At 37.2% G+C, this 23131-nt stretch carries 18 protein-coding genes and 1 pseudogene; 3 read left to right on the top strand and 16 right to left on the bottom strand.

All coding sequences use genetic code 11. The features are described 5' to 3' along the window. From FGQ53_RS11970 to rpsU, 6 genes are all read right to left on the bottom strand, one after another. A partial coding sequence (locus FGQ53_RS11970) for a YSIRK-type signal peptide-containing protein (protein ID WP_229090327.1) occupies nt 1-3124 on the bottom strand: 3124 nt, incomplete at its 3' end. A 572-nt stretch (nt 3125-3696) separates the two neighbouring features. Beyond that, nucleotides 3697-4092 (bottom strand): YtxH domain-containing protein, encoded by a 396-nt coding sequence (locus FGQ53_RS06070; RefSeq protein WP_138336728.1) that lies wholly within the window; start codon nt 4090-4092, stop codon nt 3697-3699. 15 nt (nt 4093-4107) lie between these two features. Then, nucleotides 4108-4491, bottom strand: coding sequence for a DUF948 domain-containing protein (locus FGQ53_RS06065; protein WP_000895040.1), 384 nt, complete (start codon nt 4489-4491; stop codon nt 4108-4110). After that, the gene (gene lgt, locus FGQ53_RS06060; RefSeq protein WP_138336725.1) at nt 4492-5280 is read right to left on the bottom strand and encodes a prolipoprotein diacylglyceryl transferase; all 789 of its coding nucleotides are present in this window, start codon (nt 5278-5280) and stop codon (nt 4492-4494) included. Next, nucleotides 5273-6208, bottom strand: coding sequence for an HPr(Ser) kinase/phosphatase (gene hprK / locus FGQ53_RS06055; RefSeq protein ID WP_171019096.1), 936 nt, complete (start codon nt 6206-6208; stop codon nt 5273-5275). The genes lgt and hprK overlap by 8 nt, the downstream gene beginning before the upstream one ends. Nucleotides 6209-6337: 129 nt before the next feature. Continuing rightward, a complete protein-coding gene (rpsU, locus tag FGQ53_RS06050) occupies nt 6338-6514 on the bottom strand; it encodes a 30S ribosomal protein S21 (RefSeq protein ID WP_000048054.1) in 177 nt (58 codons plus the stop codon). 214 nt (nt 6515-6728) lie between these two features. Here rpsU and FGQ53_RS06045 point away from each other — a divergent pair, with 214 nt between their 5' ends. Then, nucleotides 6729-7313, top strand: coding sequence for a rhomboid family intramembrane serine protease (locus FGQ53_RS06045; protein WP_138336719.1), 585 nt, complete (start codon nt 6729-6731; stop codon nt 7311-7313). A 204-nt stretch (nt 7314-7517) separates the two neighbouring features. Here FGQ53_RS06045 and FGQ53_RS06040 read toward each other — a convergent pair whose 3' ends face one another. Further along, nucleotides 7518-8225 (bottom strand): glucosamine-6-phosphate deaminase, encoded by a 708-nt coding sequence (locus tag FGQ53_RS06040; RefSeq protein WP_138336716.1) that lies wholly within the window; start codon nt 8223-8225, stop codon nt 7518-7520. Nucleotides 8226-8374: 149 nt separating this feature from the next. Here FGQ53_RS06040 and queA point away from each other — a divergent pair, with 149 nt between their 5' ends. Then, nucleotides 8375-9403, top strand: a complete 1029-nt coding sequence (gene queA / locus FGQ53_RS06035) for a tRNA preQ1(34) S-adenosylmethionine ribosyltransferase-isomerase QueA (RefSeq protein WP_138336713.1) — start codon at nt 8375-8377, stop codon at nt 9401-9403. A gap of 66 nt (nt 9404-9469) precedes the next feature. Here queA and FGQ53_RS06030 read toward each other — a convergent pair whose 3' ends face one another. The 5 genes from FGQ53_RS06030 to FGQ53_RS06010 are packed head-to-tail and all read right to left on the bottom strand — an operon-like array spanning nt 9470 to nt 14168. Then, nucleotides 9470-10330: a YihY/virulence factor BrkB family protein gene (locus FGQ53_RS06030; RefSeq protein ID WP_138336710.1), complete on the bottom strand. Its 861-nt coding sequence runs from the start codon at nt 10328-10330 to the stop codon at nt 9470-9472. 27 nt (nt 10331-10357) lie between these two features. Continuing rightward, nucleotides 10358-12412, bottom strand: coding sequence for a cation:proton antiporter (locus FGQ53_RS06025; protein WP_138336707.1), 2055 nt, complete (start codon nt 12410-12412; stop codon nt 10358-10360). Between the two features lie 11 nt (nt 12413-12423). Next, nucleotides 12424-12678 carry a hypothetical protein gene (locus FGQ53_RS06020; protein WP_000361092.1) on the bottom strand — a complete coding sequence of 85 codons (255 nt, stop codon included), beginning with the start codon at nt 12676-12678 and terminating at the stop codon, nt 12424-12426. Then, the gene (locus tag FGQ53_RS06015; RefSeq protein WP_138336704.1) at nt 12671-13228 is read right to left on the bottom strand and encodes a tRNA (mnm(5)s(2)U34)-methyltransferase; all 558 of its coding nucleotides are present in this window, start codon (nt 13226-13228) and stop codon (nt 12671-12673) included. Before FGQ53_RS06015 ends, FGQ53_RS06020 begins: the two co-directional genes overlap by 8 nt. Further along, nucleotides 13212-14168: a TIGR01212 family radical SAM protein gene (locus tag FGQ53_RS06010; RefSeq protein ID WP_138336701.1), complete on the bottom strand. Its 957-nt coding sequence runs from the start codon at nt 14166-14168 to the stop codon at nt 13212-13214. The genes FGQ53_RS06015 and FGQ53_RS06010 overlap by 17 nt, the downstream gene beginning before the upstream one ends. 91 nt (nt 14169-14259) lie before the next feature. On the opposite strand from FGQ53_RS06010, the gene FGQ53_RS06005 reads away from it, so the two are divergent. Then, entirely contained in the window at nt 14260-14619 is a 360-nt protein-coding gene (locus FGQ53_RS06005; RefSeq protein WP_138336698.1) for a DUF3397 family protein, read from the top strand. An 80-nt stretch (nt 14620-14699) separates the two neighbouring features. On the opposite strand, the gene FGQ53_RS06000 is transcribed toward FGQ53_RS06005, so the two are convergent. From FGQ53_RS06000 to FGQ53_RS05985, 4 genes and pseudogenes are all read right to left on the bottom strand, one after another. Then, complete coding sequence (locus FGQ53_RS06000) at nt 14700-15008, bottom strand: hypothetical protein (RefSeq protein WP_138336695.1); 309 nt, start codon at nt 15006-15008, stop codon at nt 14700-14702. Nucleotides 15009-15495: 487 nt separating this feature from the next. Beyond that, on the bottom strand, nt 15496-21996 hold the full coding sequence (locus tag FGQ53_RS05995; RefSeq protein WP_138336694.1) for a S8 family serine peptidase: 6501 nt from the start codon (nt 21994-21996) through the stop codon (nt 15496-15498). 518 nt (nt 21997-22514) lie between these two features. Then, nucleotides 22515-22796 (bottom strand): annotated as a pseudogene (locus tag FGQ53_RS05990) (GNAT family N-acetyltransferase); the annotation flags it as partial. 14 nt (nt 22797-22810) lie between these two features. Further along, nucleotides 22811-23131: transposase (locus FGQ53_RS05985; protein WP_171019091.1), on the bottom strand; the 321-nt coding region annotated here is incomplete at its 5' end.

The following is a 23131-nucleotide window of genomic DNA, read 5'->3' as shown; positions in this document are numbered from 1 at the left end:
GTTCACCATCTCTAACATACTCAACTTCTGGTTCAATCGGAGTTTCTACTACTTTGTCCTTCGCGGCGACTTTAACAATTGTTTCTGTTGGATTCACTACTACTGGTTTTCCTACTGTTTCTGTAATAGCGCCTGTAGTAGGATCAACACTATACGTTGTTGTGGTAGTGCTTGAACCTGCTTGTCCTGCTTCTTCCACATTTGGTTGATTTTTGTCGCGTGTATCATCTTTCACATATTTCTTAGGTGATGGGAGTTCAGTTGTCTCCACTTTATCCTTCGCGGCAACTTTGACAATAGTATTCGTTGGTTCTTTCGTACGAACTGGTTTACCTTCACTTACTGTAATCTTTCCAGTATTAGTGTCCACAGTGTAAATGGTTGTGATAGTGTCTTCACCATCTTCACCTTTAACAGTAGTTGGGGCTGTACCTTTTTCTTTCGTATCATCTTTTTCATAGACAACAGGTGATGGTACTACTCTCTTCTCAACTGTTGGTTCTTTCGTTTTCCCATAAGTTCGCACGGTTGTTGGAGTTACCTTACCTGTTTTTGGATTAACTTCATAGGTAGTGGTATCAATTACATCGCGACCTTCAGAATCTTTAGATTGTTCAACCTTAGTTTTCGCACCAACTTTAACAATTGTCTTACCTGCTGGGGTGACTACTGGGTTGCCAACGTGTTCTGTGATATGACCATCGTTTGAATCTACATCGTAAGTGGTTGTAGTAACCGTTTTACCTTTTTTACCCTCAATACGCTGATTTGGTGTACCGAAGTTTTTTTCCACATCTTTAACATACTCAACTTCAGGTTCAATTGGCGTTTCTACTACTTTATCCTTAGCTCCCACTTTTACAACTCTAGCTATTGGTATATTTACGACTTCTGGTTCGCCTTTTGATGGAGTTAGGGTTCCATTTACTGGATTTACGCTATATGTTGTGGTGACTTTAGTTTTCCCTGCTTTCCCTGGAAATTGAACGGTATTAGTACCTTTTGGACTATTCACATCTTTTAAATAAACTGTTGTGGGTTCAACTGAATTATACTCAACTATATCCTTCGCGCCGCCTCTATTGACTACTTCTTCCTTCTCACCCGAAGTAAGACTGCCAGTTTTTGAGTCTACTGTGTAGCTCGTTGTCTTCTTAACAACGTCGTCTCCTTTTTTAATGTATTCTACTTCATCCTTGGCTGCGACTTTGACAACTGTTTCTGTTGCCGGTTGCTTAACTACCGGTTGTTCCACATGTTCAATAAGATCTCCAGTGTTAGGATTGACACTATAAGTTGTTGTTACCGTCTGTTCTCCAGTTTTACCAGATACTTCAACATTAGCTTGTTCTTTTTCGCGACTTTCATCTTTTACGTATTTCTTAGGTGATGGGATTGCTGTTGTTTCTACTTTGTCCTTAGCTCCATCTTTCTTGAAGATTTCATCAGTTGTATTCTTAGTAATGTTTCCTGTATCAGGATCTTTCATACTAACAGTTGTTGACTTAATGATGTCATCTCCGTGTTTACTATATACAGCAGTTTCTCCAACTTTTTCTAAAGACTTAGCTGTAGTAATCTTAGGATTTTGAAAACCTATCCCATCTAAGGAAATTCGTTTCCCAGAAATAAACTCTGGTCGTCTATTAATCATATCGGCTTCAAAATAAGAACGGGAACTATGCCCTCCTTTTGTATCCCCAACATTTATAACAACATCACTATCATTACTGACACTTTTTCCTATAGTAGAATCGTTATTAACTATATAATGTGTCATTTTCCCAGACTTAGCTATTTTTTTACTATCTAAACCTTTTTGCCAAAACGCAGATGATGAGAATAGACTTGTCCTCACTTTTGGAGCATTAAATGTCGTTCCTTTTTTTAATATATTTTCATAAAAGTTTTTATAATCTAATTTTTCTTCAGGAGATATACCTCTGTTATTAGAATATGCTAATTGGTAGGCCTCGACCATGGCCCGTTGTACTAAATATCCTCCCAAAGAATGTCCTGTTAGATAAAGATTGGTGATACTCTTATCCTTAGCTAATTCACGCATGATATTTTCTGCATCTATCCCTTGCTGAGGATTGCTACCTGTTCCAAGTACTCCATCAGCCACAATATCTTTCCCATCACTTGTTCCTCGAAACGCTAATACTTGAGCAGTCCCATTTGGTAAATATAAGAAATCGCTCTTGGTCTCAAATAACACAGCATCCAGTCCACTGGATGTATGATAACTTTTCTTTCTTTCCCAATAAGGAGCTAATTCCCTATTCATCATCATATATTCGTAACGTGGTCTACTTTCACCTTTCTTTTTGTATAACTCTGACTCTCTTAAGGGGTTCTTATGATCCAGTACTCTGTCAATATACTTATCGTCACGGTAGGACAATTCCATGAACATAATCATATCACGTTCACTTACATTCCATTTTAATTTTTCATCTGACTTTTCGTCACTATCAATAATACCATCACCATCAGTATCTTCTAGTAACGGATGACTGTTATAGCCTACATACTTTTTCCCATTTTTTTCATAAATATAGATTTCATCTTTATCACTCAAATAATCGTTATCTGTATAACCATTCGGTTTTAACTGTTCTCCATCTAGTAATAGGCTATCATACTTATCCCCTTCTGAACCGATTATTCCTGCTTTGATTTTTTTAGCATCTTCCTCAGTCAATTCATATTTTTTAATCTCAGTAGGATTTGATGCTGTTCTAACCTCTGGAGCACTTGATCTGTCTTCACCAGCCACGAAAGTAGTTGCCGTTGAATTGATATTTTCCTTACCACCGGAAGTATCTAAAACTGTCTCTTTTGTAGCTACTGTTGAAATCTCTTTAGCATCTATCTCAGAAGAAGCATTGTTTCGATGTTCTGAGATACTTTGAGCTTCTTCTTTGATCTTCACAGTCGGCAGAGAATTGTCAGTTTCAGAATTAACTTCTATCCCTGTATTATTATCATTATTATTTTCTGTAGAAGCTAAGACTCCTTGAGTTGGAGCAAATAAGGAAACCCCTATTAGTACAGATGCCACTCCAGCAGAAAACTTTCGAATCGAAAAACGTTGTCGCTTATTAAAAATATCTTTCATTTAATCAAATTTCTTTCTAACTATTTTTCATACACAATATAGAAAACGTTAACATTTTCTGTTAACAAAATCATAATTTTTTCTTCTCATAAACTTTAGGAACTTTACTAGACTTTAATACATCACATTTTAAATCCTTTCAATTTTTAAATAACTATTTGTTGTAATAGCTAAACCCAGTCCCCCTGTTAATCAGGCGGGTTATTTAGGTTACGGACAGAACCACTTATTTTAGACTACCAAACAACTCTGTAAAAAAGAACCAAGGTTATCTTTTCTCTTTTATCATCTAGTTCCATCTTCCCATCCGTATGACAATCAATAACCTGCTGTTAAAATTTTACTATAGTAGATTGAAATAAGATGTGAACAAATTGATTAGGAAAGTCAAATTAATGTATAGAAATATTTTAGCAACCATGGCGTACTATTCTAGATTCAATCTACTATACATTATGGAAGAAATCAAAATATTGCACGCTCTATATTGCCATTATATCACAAAGATTTCATTAAAGGAAAAAAATCACCATTCTTGATTCTCTAGAAAACCAAGAAATGGTGATTCTATGTTAATTTTCTTGAAGCTCGATGACAATTTCTTGACCATTTTCTTTTTCTTCCACAACCACTTTGTCTTCCAGTTGTTCTTTGAAACTGTTCAAGGTCTCTTTAGAAGCTTCTGTTGCCTGCTGAGCGCAACATTTTGCTTTTTCAAGGATAGTATCAAGGGTGATTTCACCTGACTCAACCTGTTCTTTGGTTTTCAGAACAAAATCTGTAGCCTGCTCCTTAACTTCTGTCAGTTTTTCACAGACTTGCTCCTTGGCATACTCAGGATCTTCTCTCAAATCATCTAGAAAATCTTGAGCCTGACTGCAAACTTGTTTGCCCTTGTCGCTTGTTAAAAACAAGGCAAGAGCTGCACCTGAAACGGTTCCTAAAAGGATTGAGGATAGTTTACCCATAAGGATTCTCCTTTTTTATTTTTTGAAAAATTTACTTGCAAGACGAAGAGCTGACAGACTTGCACCAGTCTTGAGTGTTTTTGAACCTGCTGATGAAGCTTTCTTACTCAAGACACGCGCATGGTCATTGAGGTCTGAAACAGATAGGGATAAATCTGCAACAGCACTGAAGAGTGGATCAATCGTTGCCACCTTGACATTGATATCATCTGCCAAGACATTGACCTTAGCCAGCAATTCATTGGTGTGATGCAAGGTCACATCCACATCTGAAGTCAAGGTTTTAATCGTCTTCTCTGTTTCATCGATAACACGACCAAGCTTTTGTACAGTAATGATTAGATAGACTAAAAAGACAATCAAAGCTAGGGCAACAAGAATATATGCAACTTCTAACATTTAGTTTTCCTCCTCTGTAACATAGTAAGGGGCCTTCTTTCGATTTTGATAAATAACGATCATTATACCGAGACCGATAAGGACAACTGAAAGCCATTGAGACACTCGAAGTCCAAAGAACATGAGACTATCTGTCCGCATGCCTTCAATAACCATACGACCGAAACCATACCAAATCAAGTAGAAAGCAGTGATATGACCTCGTCTGAGACTTTTCCATTTTCGTCTGAATATCAAAATCAAGGCAAAGCCAAGTAGATTCCATAGAGACTCATAAAGGAAGGTCGGTTGACGGTAGCTCCCCTCAATATACATCTGGTCACGAATAAAGCCAGGTAAATAATCCAGATTATCCACTGCTGCACCATAGGCTTCTTGGTTAAAGAAATTGCCCCAGCGACCCAAACTTTGGGCAATCATGACGCTAGGCGCCGCAATATCTAGAAAATCCCAAGTATTGATAAGTTTACGATCAGCAAAGATATAGAGCACAAGGGCCCCAGTTATCAAACCACCGTAAATGGCCAAACCACCATTCCAAATGGCAAAAATCTCTCCTACATTCTGACTATAGTAATCAAAACGGAAAATGACATAGTAGAGACGAGCTCCTAAAATAGCCAAGGGAAAGGCTATCAAGATAAAATCTAAAATATCGTCTGGTATGATCTTCTTTCTAGGCGCTTCTTTCATGGTCAAATAAACCGCAAGAATCAAACCTGTCACAATACACAAGGCATACCAACGAATGGCTAGAGGACCTAGATGAATAGCAATTGGATCAAGCATTAGGCACCTCGTTTTGAGCAATGAGATTTGTCAAACGTTCTTCGAACAAACGCGTCGCATCAAAGCCCATTTCCTTGGCACGATAATTCATGGCAGCAGCCTCAATCACGACAGAGATATTACGACCTGTTTTAACTGGGATGCGGATACGAGGAATAGATACGCCAGAAATTTCAAGTTCCTCAGCATTATTTCCAAGACGATCAAAGGTCTTATGTGTATCGTAATTTTCCAAATAAACAGCCAGCTGGACTTGTGAAGAGTCCTTGACAGCACTGGCACCGTAGAGGCTCATGACATCGATAATCCCAACCCCACGAATTTCAATCAGGTGTCTCAAGATTTCAGCCGGTTCACCCCAAAGAGTAATTTCATCCTTGGCAAAGATATCGACACGGTCATCAGCTACTAAGCGGTGACCACGTTTGACAAGCTCTAGACCTGTCTCACTCTTACCGATTCCACTATCTCCCTGAATCAAGACACCCATACCATAAATATCCATCAAGACACCGTGTACACTGGTCCGTTCTGCCAAACGAGAATCCAGATAACTAGATAATTCTCCAGACAAACGACTAGTAGCTGTACGGCTAGTTAAAATGGCAATCTTACATTCTCTAGCAGCTTTTAACATCTCCTCTGGAACCACCAAACCACGGGCAACAATGACCGCTGGTGTCTCAGGTAGAAACATTTTTTTCAAAACTTCATAACGGCTGTTAGAAGGCATACTGACCAAATAGGACCACTCCTTCATTCCCAAAAGTTGGATCCGCTCTGGCGTATAGTAGTCAAAATACCCCGTCATTTCAAGACCAGGTCGTGTAATATCCGCTGTATTGATTTCCTTTTCAAGCAATTCTGGTTCGCCATAGACAATGTCTAGTCTAAGCTTTTCAATCACTTCTTTTACTAAAACCGACATCATTTCCTCCTTCAATCGAGTTCTTTTTACTATTATATCAAATTGTGGGAGGAAGTTTCAGATTTTTGCAGGCTTTGGAGTATTTATTTAAAAGAAAAAGACTAGATTTCTCTAGCCTTTCATTTCTAATTAGAATTTTTTACGTTTACGAGCTGCTTCTGATTTACGTTTACGTTTTACAGAAGGTTTTTCATAGAATTCACGTTTGCGTGTTTCTTGAAGAGTACCAGCTTTAGTAACCGCACGTTTGAAACGACGAAGTGCGTCGTCAAGAGATTCATTCTTACGTACTACTGTTTTAGACATTTTTTTCACTCCCTTCAAGTTCAAGATCTATTCTATTTTACACGTAAAAGGAATAATTGTCAAGAAAAAATGCGGTTTAATTTTGATTATCTTCAATTTTAATCTTGTTAAAATTGATTAACATTTATTGATTAACATTTATAGATGGAAATGATATAATAGTGACACATATTGATTAGCAAAAATTAGTATTATTTAGAAGTGAATCTATAACATGAAAAGAATCATAAAAATTTACCCTGTGGTCAGTATTTTAGTTGTAATTTGTTTATTGCTAGGAATTCTTACTACCTTTTGGGGAAGTGTAATGTATGACTTATTTGCATTTCATTCAAAGCCAATTTATTGTTGGCAATACTTTAGTGGTACATTTATGCATGGAAGTAAAGAAGCACCAGTATGGTTTATATGGTTTCATTTAGTTTTAAATACTTTAATGTTACTTCCTTTTGGTGGGCTATTGGAGTATAAAAGGGGATCAAAATATGTATTTTTAGTTTTTATTACTTCTATGGTAATATCTTCAATTGTATTCCATATATTAACACAGAATCAAGAAATTCAGGCATCGGGTATCTCTGCTATTGGCTATGCTTTTGTAACGGGTGGGGTGATGAATATGTTTAGTATATGGAAAAATTTCAATTTAGGATTAAAACTATTTTATATCCTTCTAATCGTTCTATCTCTCACCATGCTTCTACCAAGTATAACAGGCTGGATTTCAACCTTTCTTCACATGTCAGGAATTGCCAGTTATATCATGGTTTCCAGCATCAACAACTATCGACTGTCTTAATAAAAATCGTATAGTATCATAAAAAATAGTCAATACGATTATATCAAAGTTTACAGACATTTAAGAATTTTCTATTGGATGCCTTTTTATATGAAATATCGAAAACTGTTATGGTGAATTACAGAAAAATTTCTTTTAGCAGAATAGTGAACATTTGAAGTAAAAAGCCACTCACTCCAAAGAGTAAGTGGTTCTTATACTTTTTTATTTTTCTAACAAGCTGAGCGCTTCAGCATCCGCAATAATGGTCACATCAGGGTGATTTTGCAGGCTACTTGCAGGTAGGTTCTCAGTCACTGGACCAGACACGGTGCCGGCAATAGCTTCTGCTTTTGATTCGCCGTAAGCAAAGAGAATAATTGACTTGGCATCCAAGATGTTTTTAATCCCCATTGAAATAGCTTGGGTTGGGACATCTTCAATCTTGTCAAAGAAGCGAGCATTGGCTTCGATAGTAGACTGGTCAAGCTCCACAAGGTGTGTTTGACTGTCAAATGGAGTGCCAGGTTCATTAAATCCAATGTGTCCATTGCGACCGATTCCCAAGATTTGTAAATCAACAGGATGGTCAGCCAAAATTTGATTGTAGCGTTCAACTTCAGCTTCAGCATGATCCTTAAACCCACGAGGCAAGAAACTTTCTTTAAATGGTTTTTGGTTGAACAAGTTTTCTTGCATGAAGTGGCGGTAAGACTGAGGATTGTCGCCATCAAGACCTACATACTCATCAAGGTTGACACTGGTTAGATTTGAAAAATCAAGGTCACTTTCAACGATTTCCTTGTAAAATTCAAGCGGGCTGCTTCCTGTCGCAAGTCCCAATGTTTGAGCGCCATTAGCCAATTTTTCCTTCAAAATCTCAAACGCAACTTTTCCACCTTCAACTTGGTTTTCAACTTTAATGACTTTCATCTTTTCATCCTCCATTTCTATCTATATTCATTATATGGTATAGACCAATTTTTGTCAAGTAAAAACGATTTAATTTCTAAAAAAAGAGCGCCCAAACTTAAAACGTGTTATAATGGATAAGATTAGAACTTAGAAAGAATGATGAAAAAATGAATACAGCTGATTTTGATTTCCACTTACCTGAGGAATTAATTGCCCAAACGCCCCTTGAAAAACGAGATGCCTCCAAACTCCTTATCGTTAATCGTGAAACGGGTGAAATGCAGGATAAACACTTCCACTCTATTATCGACATGCTAGAACCCGGTGATGCCCTCGTTATGAACGATACCCGTGTTCTCCCTGCCCGCCTCTATGGTCAAAAAGAGGAGACAGGAGGCCATGTGGAGCTTCTCCTGCTCAAAAATACTTCTGGAGATGAGTGGGAGGTTCTGGCTAAACCTGCCAAACGCCTCAAGGTTGGCACTCGTGTTAACTTTGGTGATGGTCGTCTCAGCGCTGTCGTCACGGAAGAATTGACCCACGGGGGCCGCATTGTCCGCTTCGAATACCAAGGAATTTTTCTAGAAGTCTTGGAAAGTCTGGGAGAAATGCCACTACCACCCTACATCCATGAAAAACTGGATGACCGTGAACGTTATCAAACCGTCTACGCTAAGGAAAGTGGATCTGCTGCAGCACCAACTGCTGGATTGCACTTCACCAAAGAACTGCTAGCAGAAATCCAAGCCAAAGGTGTTCATCTAGTCTATCTGACTCTTCATGTCGGACTCGGAACCTTTAGACCTGTTTCTGTGGACAATCTGGACGAACACGAAATGCACTCAGAATTCTACCAGCTCTCTGAGGAAGCGGCTGCCACTCTTCGCTCTGTTAAGGAAAATGGTGGTCGCATCATCGCTGTCGGAACCACTTCTATCCGCACCTTGGAGACTATTGGTTCCAAGTTTGATGGGCAAATTCAGGCTGATTCTGGCTGGACCAATATCTTTATCAAACCAGGCTACGACTGGAAGGTTGTGGATGCCTTTTCAACCAATTTCCACCTGCCAAAATCAACTCTGGTCATGTTGGTTTCTGCTTTTGCAGGCCGTGAATTAGTCTTAGACGCTTATCACCATGCCATCCAAGAACACTACCGTTTCTTCAGTTTCGGTGATGCCATGTTTATCTATTAATTTACATAATCAAAAAACGCATATTATCAGGCATGAAACCTTGATAGTATGCGTTTTGTAATTAAATTAGTCAGTTCTCAAGCTCGTATCTTTCAAACTCTGAACACTGGCATTGATTACCGCGCCGACAATCAAAATCTTAGCGATGAGAATAAACCAGAACATCATGACCACCACGACAACGGAACTGAAGAAACGAACGTCCACGAGGTGATTAACATAGTTGTTGACATAGACTGAAAAGATATTGAGCAGGAAGACCAAGGTCAACAAGACAAAGGCACTTCCTGGCAATACATGTCGAATTCGTCGCACCTTGACATTGGGCAGGAAATAATAAAGCATGACCAAGATGGCAAAAATCAAGGCATAGGCCAAGGGACCTGTTAGGTCTTGCAGATAATCAAAGAGAGGACTATCTGATTTCCAGTAGCTTTTGATAAGGTTGAGGAGCATGCGGCCAAAAACACTCAGAAAGAGAGCCAAGGCAAAGAGAATCTGCAATCCGAAACTGACAAACAAACTCATGAGCTGATGGGAAATCATTCCACGATTTTTTGCTACTCCGTAAGCTTTATTAAAGGCTTTCTGTAGGAAATTCATGGATTTTGAAAAGGTCCAGAGGGCTGACAAAACCGCAAAACTCAATAAGCCTGTTGAAGGTTGTGTCAGCACTTCTGTAATAATCTTTGCCACCACATCATAGACCGTATCCGGCAAAAATTCATTGACAACCTTCAAAAAATTAGAAACTGGAATCTGAAAATAGGGGAGGATATTGACTACTACCAAAAGCAGGGGAAAAATCGAAATCAACCAATAGTAGGCTACTGCGACACTGGTCAATTCACTATCTGATGCTTGATAATAATGCAAAAAAGCTTTTACTAACGGCCTGTCTATCAGCTCTTTCCACCACTTCTTCATGTCACACTCCTTCACTTATAATCTTGATTAATTTCTTCTTACCAATTCCATCATATCATAAGGCAGGGTATTGGTAGCTTCCTTTAGAGAATAGTTCTCTAAGTTATTTACATTTTGCCGTAACTTCTTGGCATACTTGGTCGTAATCAATCGTTTCTCTTCATATTCGAAAATCAACTTACGCTCTAGATAATAACCTCTCAGCATTTCATCGATATTGTTTGGTTTGACACGATTGATAACCCGTTCTACAAAGGCACCACTGGTGATAATAGCTGTTTCTCGGAGACGAGAATCCTGCATGAAGCTGATTAAAGAACTCTTATAAACCCCTTTAAGGTTCTCCAAACTTTCGATAATCATCTCTGTATTTTCTAGATAGAGCTCAGCAATTTGGTCATAGTCAAGGGCTCTGAGTTTCTGTGATTCTTCATTTTTCCAACTGCGGAAGGTTTTGCCAAAGGTAAAGACTTCGTGAAGGAGAAAACGTAAAATCCGCAAGGAAACAAGGAAATAATAGGTCACTCGTGAAGCAAACTTGCGATTGATACCTTGTTCCATGTTTTTCAGATAACGTTGGTAAACTCGATAAGCACGCTCACTCATCTTGCCTTCCTCGTAAGCCTGTTCCAATCCATCACTTTCAATACTGAGGATAAGAAGTTTCAAGGCCTCCCAGTCTTCTTGAGCCCCCTTATTTTCCTGACTCAGGATGAGATTTTCAATACGTCCATGATAATTATCAATAGCCGCATAGAGGGGAAGTTTATTTCTGGTGTCTTCCAACTCTTTTTCCAATTCTATCGTTACTTCATTCAAAATGGCGATATGCATAAGATAGTCCTTGCTTTCTTCTTGTTCATCAGAAAGATGAGGCAAGACCAAAAGACCTGTTAAAAAGCTGACAAGCGTTACACCTGCGACAAGGAAAAGTAAGAGAGGATACTCCTGCTTTAAATTACTTGGTATCAAAAGAATTGTAGCAATCGACACCGTTCCCTTGACACCTGAGAAGGTCAAGAGAAGCATATCCTTCATATACTTATTTAACTTTTTCTTGAGACGTCGTGTCCTGTAGGTATAATAGCCATAAATCATGACAAAACGAATAGCAAAGAGGACAAAGGTAAGGGCGACAAGCGATACTAGCAATAGTAGGGGACTATAGATTGGATTGGTCAAGATAGGCTCTGCTATCATTTCCAACTCCATCCCTAAAATCACAAAGACAGAACCGTTGAGCATAAAGGTCACTGTATGCCAAACCGTCTCGGTCACCGTATCCACTTGGGCTTCGAGGAGCGTAATTTTCTTAAAGCGGCTTGCCTTTAAAATCCCCGCAACTACAACGGCAATAATCCCTGAAACGTGTACTTCTTCTGCTAAAAAGAAAGTCACTAGAGGCAAACTCAATTCTAATAAAAGTTCGCTGGCAATATCCGTTGCGCGTACACTTAACAAAAAAGTGTGGAGGAAACGATTGGTCATGGCTGTTAAAAATCCAATAAAAAAACCACCTAGGATTGAAAAGATGAGCGAACTACCAGCTTGCCCAAGGGAAAAGGCTCCTGTTGTCCAAGCCACCAAGGCAACCTGAAAAGCCACCAAGCCAGAAGCATCATTCAAGAGTCCTTCACCTTTAAGGATATTGGACACGCGCTTAGGAAAGCTAAAACGCTCCGAAAGAGAGGCGAAGGCCACCAAGTCCGTAGGCCCAAGCGCAGCCCCAACAGCTAAACAAGCTGCCAAGGGAAGGCTGAACCAAAGAAGGTGGGCCAAGCCACCCAAACTCAGGGTCGAGATAAAAATCACTGGAAATATGAGATAGACAATGATTCGCCAGTGTTTTAAAATAGCAGTGATATCCGCTTCTTCGGATTCTCGGAAAAGCAAGGGCCCAATAACCAGTGCCAAAAACAACTCCGTATTAAGATGAAAGTCGGCATTGGGTAAAAAGAGTCCAATCACAATCCCCAAAAGAATTTGCACCAAGGGAAGAGGCAAAAAGGGCAGGAGCTTATTGGTTGTACTTGAGACAATCAAGACCAGTAAAAATAGGATAAGGTAAATCAGTAATTCCACGCACGTCCTCCTTAATCTTTTTTACAACAGGATTCAAAAATCTCCTTCTGCTCTTTAATTTTTTGGTCAATCTTGGAACAATCCTTGTGCTCAATTTTTCTCTGGCACCGTTCCATTTCAAGAGCAACTAATTTTTTCTTGATTTTAAGCATTTTTTTGCTCATGTGTGCTTGGTCTAAAACACCCACCGCACGTTCGTGGTGGGTTGACTCGACAAATTTCTGGCGCATAGTATCCAGCTTTTCACGTAGGTATTGTTTATCCATGTCTATATCTCTCTAATTTTTCAATCATCACTAAAAATGGTGGGTTGTTGACTTGGTTTAAAGTTCGGTAAATGGCAGCTGTGTACTTTTGTTGCTTCAACTGGCTAACAAAATCCAAGACAGCGTCCCGCTCAATATCTCCTCCTTCATGACCATAGTAGATCATAATGGCAATCCGTCCCCCTTTAACAAGCAAGTGACATAGTTTTTCTAACGCCTCAATAGTTGTCTGCGGTTGGGTGATGACGGACTTATCAGCCGACGGCAGATAACCCAGATTAAAAATACCTGCCTTGGCTTCTGTCACAAACTGGTCTAGTGTCTCATGGCCTTGCAAGATTAACTGGACATTTGTGTAGCCAGCCTGGTCCAAACGCTCTTGGGTCTTTTCCAAGGCTTGTTCCTGAATATCAAAGGCATAGACTTGCTTGGCTAGCTTAGCTAAAAAAAGGGTATCGTGACCATTTCCCATAGTCGCGTCCACTACGATATCATCCTGAGTTACAACCTCAGCCAAAAAATCATGTGCCATCTCAAGTGGTCTTTTCATTATTAAACTCCTGTTTTACAGCCTTACATCCTTGCACACTTCCACGACGTTGCATTTCAATTTCAATAGCATTTAGCACTTCCCATTTATTGAGGCTCCACATGGGACCAATCAGCATATCTCTAGGTGCATCTCCCGTGATTCGGTGGATGACAATATGTTTGGGAATAATTTCCAGTTGGTCACAGATGACCTTGACATATTCGTCCTGGCTCATCAACTGTAAACGTCCTTCGTGATAATCCCGTTGCATACGTGTATTGGTCATGAGGTGAAGCAAGTGCAGTTTAATTCCTTGAATATCGTTATCCGTGACACAACGGCGGACATTTTCAACCATCATCTCATGGGTTTCACCAGGAAGTCCGTTAATCAAATGGGAAACAATCTCAATCTTGGGATACTTTCTCAAACGCTTGACCGTTTCCACGTACAAGTCATAGGAATGGGCACGGTTAATCAGGTCAGAGGTTGCTTCATAAGTGGTCTGCAAGCCCAATTCTACCGTCACATGCATGCGCTCCGATAACTCAGCCAAATACTCGATGGTGTCATCAGGCAAGCAATCTGGGCGTGTTCCAATATTGATTCCTACTACACCTGGCTCATTGATAGCCTGCTCATAGCGCTCTCGAATCACTTCCACCTTTTCATGGGTGTTAGTAAAATTTTGAAAATAAACCAAATACTTCTGCACATCCGGCCACTTGCGGTGCATAAAGTCAATTTCCTTATAAAATTGCTCACGGATAGGCGCATCTGGTGCTACAATGGCATCTCCAGAACCTGAAACCGTACAAAAAGTACAACCCCCATGAGCCACAGTTCCATCACGATTGGGACAGTCAAATCCCGCATCAATAGGAACTTTAAAAGTCTTTTCTCCAAAGAGTTTTCGATAATAATCATTCAAGGTATTATAAGATTTCATAACCTTCATTATAACAAAAAATACCCACAATCTCAAAAGCCTGACTTTCCAACAAATTCCCTTGTTTCTCATTTCCTTTAGCGTTTTTTTATGATACAATATGGGTATGATTTTAATGAAATTAGCATCTATTTTATTATTGATACTGACCTTAGTAGTCTGCATTATCCTAACCAAACTTTTTAGATTAAAAAAACTAGGACGAAACTTTGCGGATCTGGCTTTTCCAGTCTTGGTATTTGAGTATTACCTGCTCACAGCTAAAACCTTTACCCATAATTTCCTTCCTAGACTGGGCCTAGCCCTCTCACTCCTAGCCATTATTCTCGTTTTTTTCTTCCTTTTGAAAAAACGTAGCTTCTACTATCCTAAATTCATCAAATTCTTCTGGCGTGCAGGGTTCTTATTGACTCTTGTCATGTATATTGAGATGATTGTTGAATTGATGGCTCAGAAATAAAAAAATGAAATCGAAAACACCTCAATCAAACTAAAATACAATGATTGAAGTGTTTTTCTTTATATCTTTTTTAATAATTCTTATTTTCCTTCTTTATCAGGAAATAGATAACCAATACCTACACAAGCTAGCACGCCTGCACCAATTACTAGACCACTTGAAATTGGCAACAGATCCAAAATTGCATTCGCGATGATAAAGGTAATAATCAAACACATCAGACTAGCCTTGTAATCCTTTTTCAAAAGATTCTCTAGTGTGAAAAAGAGAAACAATCCTACCGGAATCAGTGACCATAGGTTGACATCCAAACTTGGCCAGCCAACAGAACCAAAATACACTACTGTCGCTGCTGCTATTAAAAATACAAGCCCCAATAATTTTTTCATTTGTTTATCTCCAATTTCTTTTTTAGGAACTTGAGTTATCTGATATTGACACCTCACGTCCCTTACAAAAATCATTATAGCAGAGGAGTTTCTCAAGAACAAGGTCTTGTGCCTATCTGGTCTATATTACGATCTAAGTGCTTAAATAATAGCCATAAAATAAGGAATCCGGTGAAAAACTTCCTTCCAAATAAAAAGGAATTAAGCAACCAAACGCTACTTAATTCCTTGAAATTGTCTCATCACCTCTATTAGCCTTTAAATTTTGATAGACTCTATTTTCTAATTAATATGACCAATATTGTCAATACTAACCCTTTCAATCAATTCATTAGTTGTCGAAACTAAGTCCATTAATAAATCCAAAAAGAGTATCACTATCAAAGCAAACTAAATAATTGAGTTATAAATGGCTATTTTCACAAAACTGTTTCATCATCACACTATCTCAGTACATAAACCATTTTTTTCATCTATAGCTTTTGTCCTAATCTTGATTTTTTTTCTTCAATCCAAGGAGTGATCCTACTATAAACAATATTCCAGCAATGAATGGTGTAAAACCTTCTCTAACTGTTCCGGTTTTTGGCAATCTATCAGAATTGTTAGTATCCGATTTACTATCGATATTGGTATGTTTATTAGCTATGTTCTCTGGTTCATTAAGATAAACTTCCTTCTCATTTTCAAAGTTTTTATCATTTCTATCAGGAACTGTAGCTGTAACATCCTTAGTTGAATCAGGTTTTTGTGAATGATTTACTCTTTGTAAGTCCTCTTTTCTATGACTTTGATTTAATTGACTAGGATTTACCTGTAGGTTATCTTTCTTTTTCGATACATCAAAAGTAGGTTTATTTTCCTCTTCCTTTTTGTTCTCTATTTTCTTGAATACAGGTTTTATGAGGGTATCTTTTGATAGATTAAGAACATAGCCAGTGTCTTTTTTCCCTTCGAAACCAGCAATTTCCCAGCCATCAAATTGATAGCCTTTTTCTAATTCACCCTTATAGACAGGTAAAATAAAATCTTCTTCCGACACTATCGTTGAACTCATTTCTTTTCCATTTTGAATGGTCACAGTTACTGTATGAGGTTTTAGTTCACTTACCTCTCCCGTATCTTTGTTTAAAATGAATTCTTTTACGGTCGTATTTCTTGCAAAATCTTTTACAAGAATCTTAATGTTTAGTGTCTTATCTGCTATTTGTTTAATATCATCAAATGATTTATATTCTTTTCCATTTACATAAATATGTTTGTCTTGAATCTCACCATCGAATCCATTATTTCTTTTATCATTGATATTAAAGACTACAGATTTTCCGTCAGCATATTCGATACTAGTATTTCCCTTAGGATCAATGTTTACTTCTGGTTTTACATTATCATATAAAAATTGATAATGTACTCCAACCGCTTTCGCATTCAAATCACTATAGCCAGTTTGAAGATAAACATTTCCATCCATATCTGTTACCTTATCTGGAAATCCGTTTGCTTTATAGTCTTTCATCCCCCAGTCCATAATGTCACCGTCTTTAACATTAAGCTTAATGTTAAAATCTCTAGTGTTATCAATGTGTAAATCTCCGTAGATTAAATAATTATCTACAACCGATTCATTGACTCTCAATTCCCAGTTAAAACCACCCTTATCAGAAATCTTACCTCTTAAATAAAATTCTGGATTTCGTACATAAATTTTATTAGATTTAGATGGATTAAAGTAGTTCTTGTCCATTGAAAGGTTTACTGGTTTTGCATCAATAAATAACGTAGAACCATCTTCTTTTACAGCTTCTACATTGGACTTATCCTCTCCAGTGTACTCTCTACCATCCTTACCAAATAATACAAGTTTAGAAGAATCTGTTACAAGATTTCCATCTTTATCGATTGCTTCCCCTTTATCATTCATTTTAAATGTAAACACTTGATATCTTACAATGTTAAAGCCGTCCAAAGCCGACATTAATACGGATTGAGTACTTCTTCTACCTTCAACATTTCTACTATCAGAATAAATTGTTGTTTCTGAAAGGACTCTTAGATTAGGATTGGCCTTTTGTATTTTTGCTATATCTTCCTTGCTATAGACTCCATTCCCTTCTAACATATCCGTTTTTCCAGGATTATAGGTAGTCACTTTTAGTGCATAGCCTTTTCTTAGAATGATATTATCCTTTAACAGATATTGTTGTTTTTCTGAATCAGAATAGATTTTACCAGATTCCATTTCAGTTAAATTGTTTGGTTTATTTTTTGAAAGATCTCCTTCTCCTAATTCTATTACATTCCCATAACTTGATGCATAGGGATATTCTGTTTTAGTTTCCTTATTTTTTTCAGGCATTCTAATTTTAGTTTTAGCTTTTGTTTCACCCTTATCTTTTACAAGGATATTCATATCACCCGTAAAGGATAGACCATCGACTACATCATTTGTGTTTGCAAATAAGTCAAAGGTTAGAGTTTTAGTTTGTGGGTCGTATTTACTTGCCTTAATTTCTATTAATTTGAAGTCATTGCCATAGTAAGCCTTAGCATTTTTGGATACATTACTTACTTTTCCAAGAATTTCAAAATGTCCATCCTTTGATGGGCTTAATACTCCACCAAGCTTTGATTTAACATCATCAAGTTTCTCAGTTTCATATTCTAGAGCACTTTCATCTTCATAGGCAGTTATATTTCCTTTATCGTCATATTGATAATCAAGCTCTACTGTTCTTTTTCCACCAGTTACAAAGTCATATTCTTCCCTATATTTCTTTTTAATGAGTTTCTTTAGGTCTTTATTTTCAAAGTCTCTAATTGTTGAAATATTTTTATTTATTTCAAGGCTAGCTTCTCCCTCAACTGAACTTTCTTCAGCTGGTTTTGAATCTTCATCCTTAGCTTGATTATTATTGGTATTTTCCTCTGGAATCTTTGCATTTTTGAGTTTTTCTTCAGAAATTTCACCTAGTTTTTCATATTTAGAAGCATCTTTGTCAGGATCTACTAGGTAATAAGAAATCATTCCTTTTTTATCAGCTTGGTCATCAAATTTAATCCTATGGATTTTGGTGAAGTTGCTTGCACCATCTAGGGCGATTACTTCGATGATTTTTCCTCTTAAATCTCCTGCTCCGCTAATTTCGTAGATAGTATTTCCATCTTTATCAAGCTTCCTATTTCTTCCCTCACCCTCTCCGGCGTAAGTTACATCAAGATTTTTCTCAACATCTCCATACTCATCGACAAGAGCTGCACCTGCATACCATACTTCGTTGGCTACTTCTTCAAATTTCTCAGGATGTTCTTTTTGGTCTCTAGCAAACAAGTTTTCGTGTTTGTACTCATCCTTTACCTTGTGGTAGGTATCTTTTGTGATCAGCTTAATTTTTTCAGGATTTGAAAAATCAACCGAAACAATCTTAGGGGCGGTGTTATCAATTTTTACAGGAATATAGGAAACCTGCCATGGGTAATCTTTAGTTAATCTATATTTAAATTTATAGAAATATTGACCTTCCGCAATCGGTTCAAATTGACCTCTTATCTTAGTAGCAGGATCTTGATTATCCTTACTTTCTGGTGCATTTTCTTCTCTACCTCTAGGATTATAGATGAGTCCATCCCACTTCAAGTCACCCCAAACTTTTAGTTTAGATGATTTGATTCCCTTTGCATCATTGCTTTTAGAATTTAAAATTCCTCTAATAAAGTGTTCTCTCGAAATGACTTTTAAGTCTCTTTGATTTTCTCCCTCTTTATTTGTATTTACTATTGAAATCAATCCTTCTTCTGCACTTCTTAATACAAGTGGAGAAGGTGTTAATCCTCTTTCTAGTGAAACACTTTGTGGTTCTCCCTTTGAGTCAAGTGGATATACCCTAGCAACATCAGATCCACTAGTGGATTCTGCATGAATACCTTGGTTGTTAAAGGCAAATAAGTCTGGGTCTTGGTCTAGTGATGTAATATTTTTATCTTTTCTGTTTTGAATAACAGCTGCTGGATTAAATTTATCTATACCATGTTCTCCACCAATACCCTTGTTCAAGGTTCCAGGAATTTTCGGTTTACCATCATCATCATAACCTTCCATTGTTTTTGATTTTGATCCTTCTTCCCAAGCCCATTTATCAAGGATTGGTTCGTGGTTCCAATTCCCAGCAAATCCCATTAGAGGCATCGACAAAGAAGGTTGGAAGTTTATTTTCTTCCCGTTAGAGTTTAGAGCTTCCATTTCTTCCACTGACTCAAAACGAATAAATGATTCTACAAATTTATTTTTGTTTTTAGCCTCACCGACATTTATAACCGCATTTAAATCAAAGCTGGAATTTGGGCCTATAGTGAAAGTGTCATGCTCAAATGTGATATTTGCTCCTCTGATTTTTTCTGGGTGAATTTCTGGAACAATTTGCTTACCATCTGGAGATTTTTCGTCTTTATATGTTTCATCCAGTTTTAATCTGTCAGTTAGAGAATCTGTAGTTATCGCTGATGCTGAAACTTTAAAGGTTAAAGGTCTGTCTGATGTATTGTGAAGCTTAACTGTAAAATATTTTTCTTCTCCTTTTATTTCTTTAAGAGAAATAGAACCATAAGAGTTTACCAAACCTTTAGAATCCCTGTTTTTGAAAGTCGCTACAACTTCATTTCTCAAAGCATTGGCAACATTAATTAGCCCTGCTCCCTGTTGTCTAGGTGATGCAAAGTATTGACTTTTTTCTTTCCAAGAAGTTGCATCCATCATAGGTCGTGCAGTATTTTGTAGGGCTATTTTTGTAAGACTTGTAAGATCTATTTTGTCATCTCCCTCAAGATTTTTCAATACAGGTCTTTCAAGCATTTCCTTTAACTTCGGTCTAATCAAAACAGTAGAAGCTGCTACGATTGGAGTTGCCATACTGGTTCCTGACATATAGCCATAAGTTGATTTCCCATTAATGACATTCAGAGTGGATTTAATATTTTTACCAGGTGCTGAAACATCCGGTTTTAAAAGTAAATCTATTCTTGGCCCCCAAGATGTGGACCCTGCTGGAACTATGATATCTTCTTTATAAAGTTCTTTGTCTGTGTCAGGTGCAAACTTAAAGTCAATCTCTTTTTCGTCACCTACATTCGGCTTATTGGAATTAAAACTTGCCATATCAATTGGATAGTATTGCTCCAATTTATCTTTAAAATCTTCTTTATTATTTCTTTTGACTTCAGTTTTTTTACCAGGGTTAATCATGTTCCATAACTTTACACCATCATCTCCTGAAATTGAGAAAACTTGACTAGTAGTTCCTTCATCCTCCTCATATCCCATAGCTGGAAGCTCTGTCCAATTATCTCTATTGTAGTAATTTACAGTATTTACAACCATAATGGCGCGTGCACCCTTATCCGTTGCTCGTTTAAAAGCATTTTTTAAATCCTTTGTATAAATTCTATCCATTACTGCAATTTTGCCCTTAAGATCCAATTCTATCAAATCTTTGTCTTGACCTTTACCTATATATACAAATTTTAATTTACTAGGAGCTTTTGATCCATTTTCATTTGTTATGATTTTATTCTTATCGAAAAAGGCACCTATATTTCTGTATTTAAAACTTTCTCCACCTATGTTAACTTTATCAAACTCAACTGTCTGATTTTTGGCAGAAGCGACCGCTATCGCATCTTCATGTGCTGCAGTTCGTGTTACATTTCCAGTGTCTGTCATTTTCAGATGATTATTTGCTACTAAATCCCAAGAAGAACTTGAAGCAGAAGTCGCATAGTTACCTGTAGCGACAACCATTGGAATGCCTGCTTTTCTTAACGCTCTAATAGCTTGCCAATATTTCTCACCTACGAGGCCTGTTCCCGTAAAGCCAGATGATACCGAAACAACATCGACATTGTGTTTGATCGAATCTTCAATAGCATGAAACATTGTTTCATCCCCTGCGAATCCAGATCCAACGTCAGAGTACATTTTATAAGAGAATATCTGTGCATTAGGAGCAATTCCATCTATTCCGTTAAAGTTTTTGATATCTTGTTCAGTATCATTTCCCGCAAGAATCCCTGCAATATGCATTCCATGGGGATCAAAATAATCGCTTCCATCATCAGCTTTTTCTACAGTGATTTTACCGCCATTATAATAATTAAAAGCATGAGGAATTTTATCACTCAACCAGAAATTTTTATCAGTACCTTTTAAGTCTTCTTTTTTAAATTTCATTGAGCTTTTGGCATCATCATCGATTCTCATAGCTTTATGTCTATAATCAGTCCCAGTATCGATGTTTGAAATGACCATACCCCGACCATCAAAATTTTTCCCAAATTGAGCATTAATGGCCTTTAGGTAATCGATAGCCTCCTCAACTCCAATTTCCTTTCGGGCATGATTCATCATTGGTTGGACTTTTTGTGCCCTTTCAACCGATGAAATACCTTCTATTTGTTTAATTTTGTCCAAGTTATCTTGGGTTGTTTCAATCGCACTACCATTAAAAACCGTATCATAAGTATATAAAACTTTTGTATTCTTAAGATTCGATAGTTCCTTGATTGCTTTTTCTCCAGATTCTTTATCTTTAAATTCAGCAATATAGATAACTTTATCTTCTTTTTCCGGATTTTCTGTGTTCTTATTCACAAATGAGTCCGCATGATCTCCTTGGGATTGATTGGAATCTTCTTTTTTGATTGTTGCTTTTTCATTGTTAGTCTTATTGTCTATCACAGATTCTTTACTAACAACTTCTTTTTCCTCAATAACTGTTGTTTTCTTCTCTTCGGTATCCTTTGAAGTTTCTATATCATTATGAATATCTTCATGTTTTTCTTTGTTTTCGTTTTGTTTACCTACTACTACTTTTTCTTTATCAGAGATACTTAAAGCATCTTCAGAACTAGATGTATCTGCTAAGACTACCTCATTAGGGACATATGCTGCTAAAATAACTGCAGCTGTGGTTAGTGACAATACTGTACTTTTTTTCATTTTAATTCCTTACATATTTATTTAACTTCCAATAGATAGAAAACTTTAACTTTGCTAGCCTTTGTTATAAAAAGTTTTACTAAGTATTATCTAGGAAATAGAGTAGTACATTTATATATAATTGTTAGCTCTCTGAAAAATAGTATATCAATTAAAAAAATTTAAGTCAACAAAAAATTAACATGAGTTAATTTATTTTTTAACATATATTAAAATTATAGAGTCCAAAACTTTCGTTAACCGGGATACATTATAAGCACATTCATACCATCAAAAATAGTAGCAATCAACTTAAAGAACTAGCAACCTCACAAAGTCAAACATCATTGATGAAATATCAGCGCTATTAAACAATATAAATAACCGCTAAGAATAAGACTTAACGGTTATCTTCTACATATCTATTTTTTCAAATCCTCAGTCGTTTATCTACCTATAACCTAGGCTTTACTACCAACTGAGCTAAATCTGCCAATTCCTTATAGTCTAGCACTATAAGAACAGAAGGAAAGCAATTCTTAACTCATCTTTTTAATTAAAATCTGACAAGGATTCTGAGATCCCCAAAGTTGTGGAAAAATCTCTAACTTTTTAAAACCAAGACTGCGATAAAAGACATTCGTTCGGTCATAATCTTTATTAGAGCCCTCTGCCACTGTTTTCACCTGCAAATAATCAACCTTTTTGCGCGCTTCACTTTCTAAAGTAGCAAGCAACTGACTCCCAATTCCTCTACCTTGATAAGCTTTTTTTACGCCGAGACAGTCAATCTCCACACAATCTTCACTAGAGTATGCTAACACTCATCAAAAATCTATTCTGGACAAATCCGTTTTCTGTGAACAATCTTCCTCAGGCATTCTGTTTCCAAATTTTGAATCACTGTTTCTAACTTCAAAATGACTTCTTCTAAAGATTTGAAGGCCTTGTTTTTGAATCCACGCTTTCGTATCTCTGCCCAAACTTGCTCAATGGGATTCATTTCTGGAGTGTAGGGAGGAATAAATGTACACGTGATATTTTCTGGCAACTCCAAAGCCTGAGACTTGTGCCAGGTGGCATTATCCATGACCAAAATCAGATAATCATCCGAATAATAGGCGGATAATTGCTGTAAAAATTCGTTCATCCAAGC

It is taken from the genome of Streptococcus mitis (assembly GCF_005844455.1).
Classification (GTDB): Bacteria; Bacillota; Bacilli; order Lactobacillales; family Streptococcaceae; genus Streptococcus; species Streptococcus mitis_BF.
This window is presented reverse-complemented; position numbering and strand designations above follow the sequence as displayed.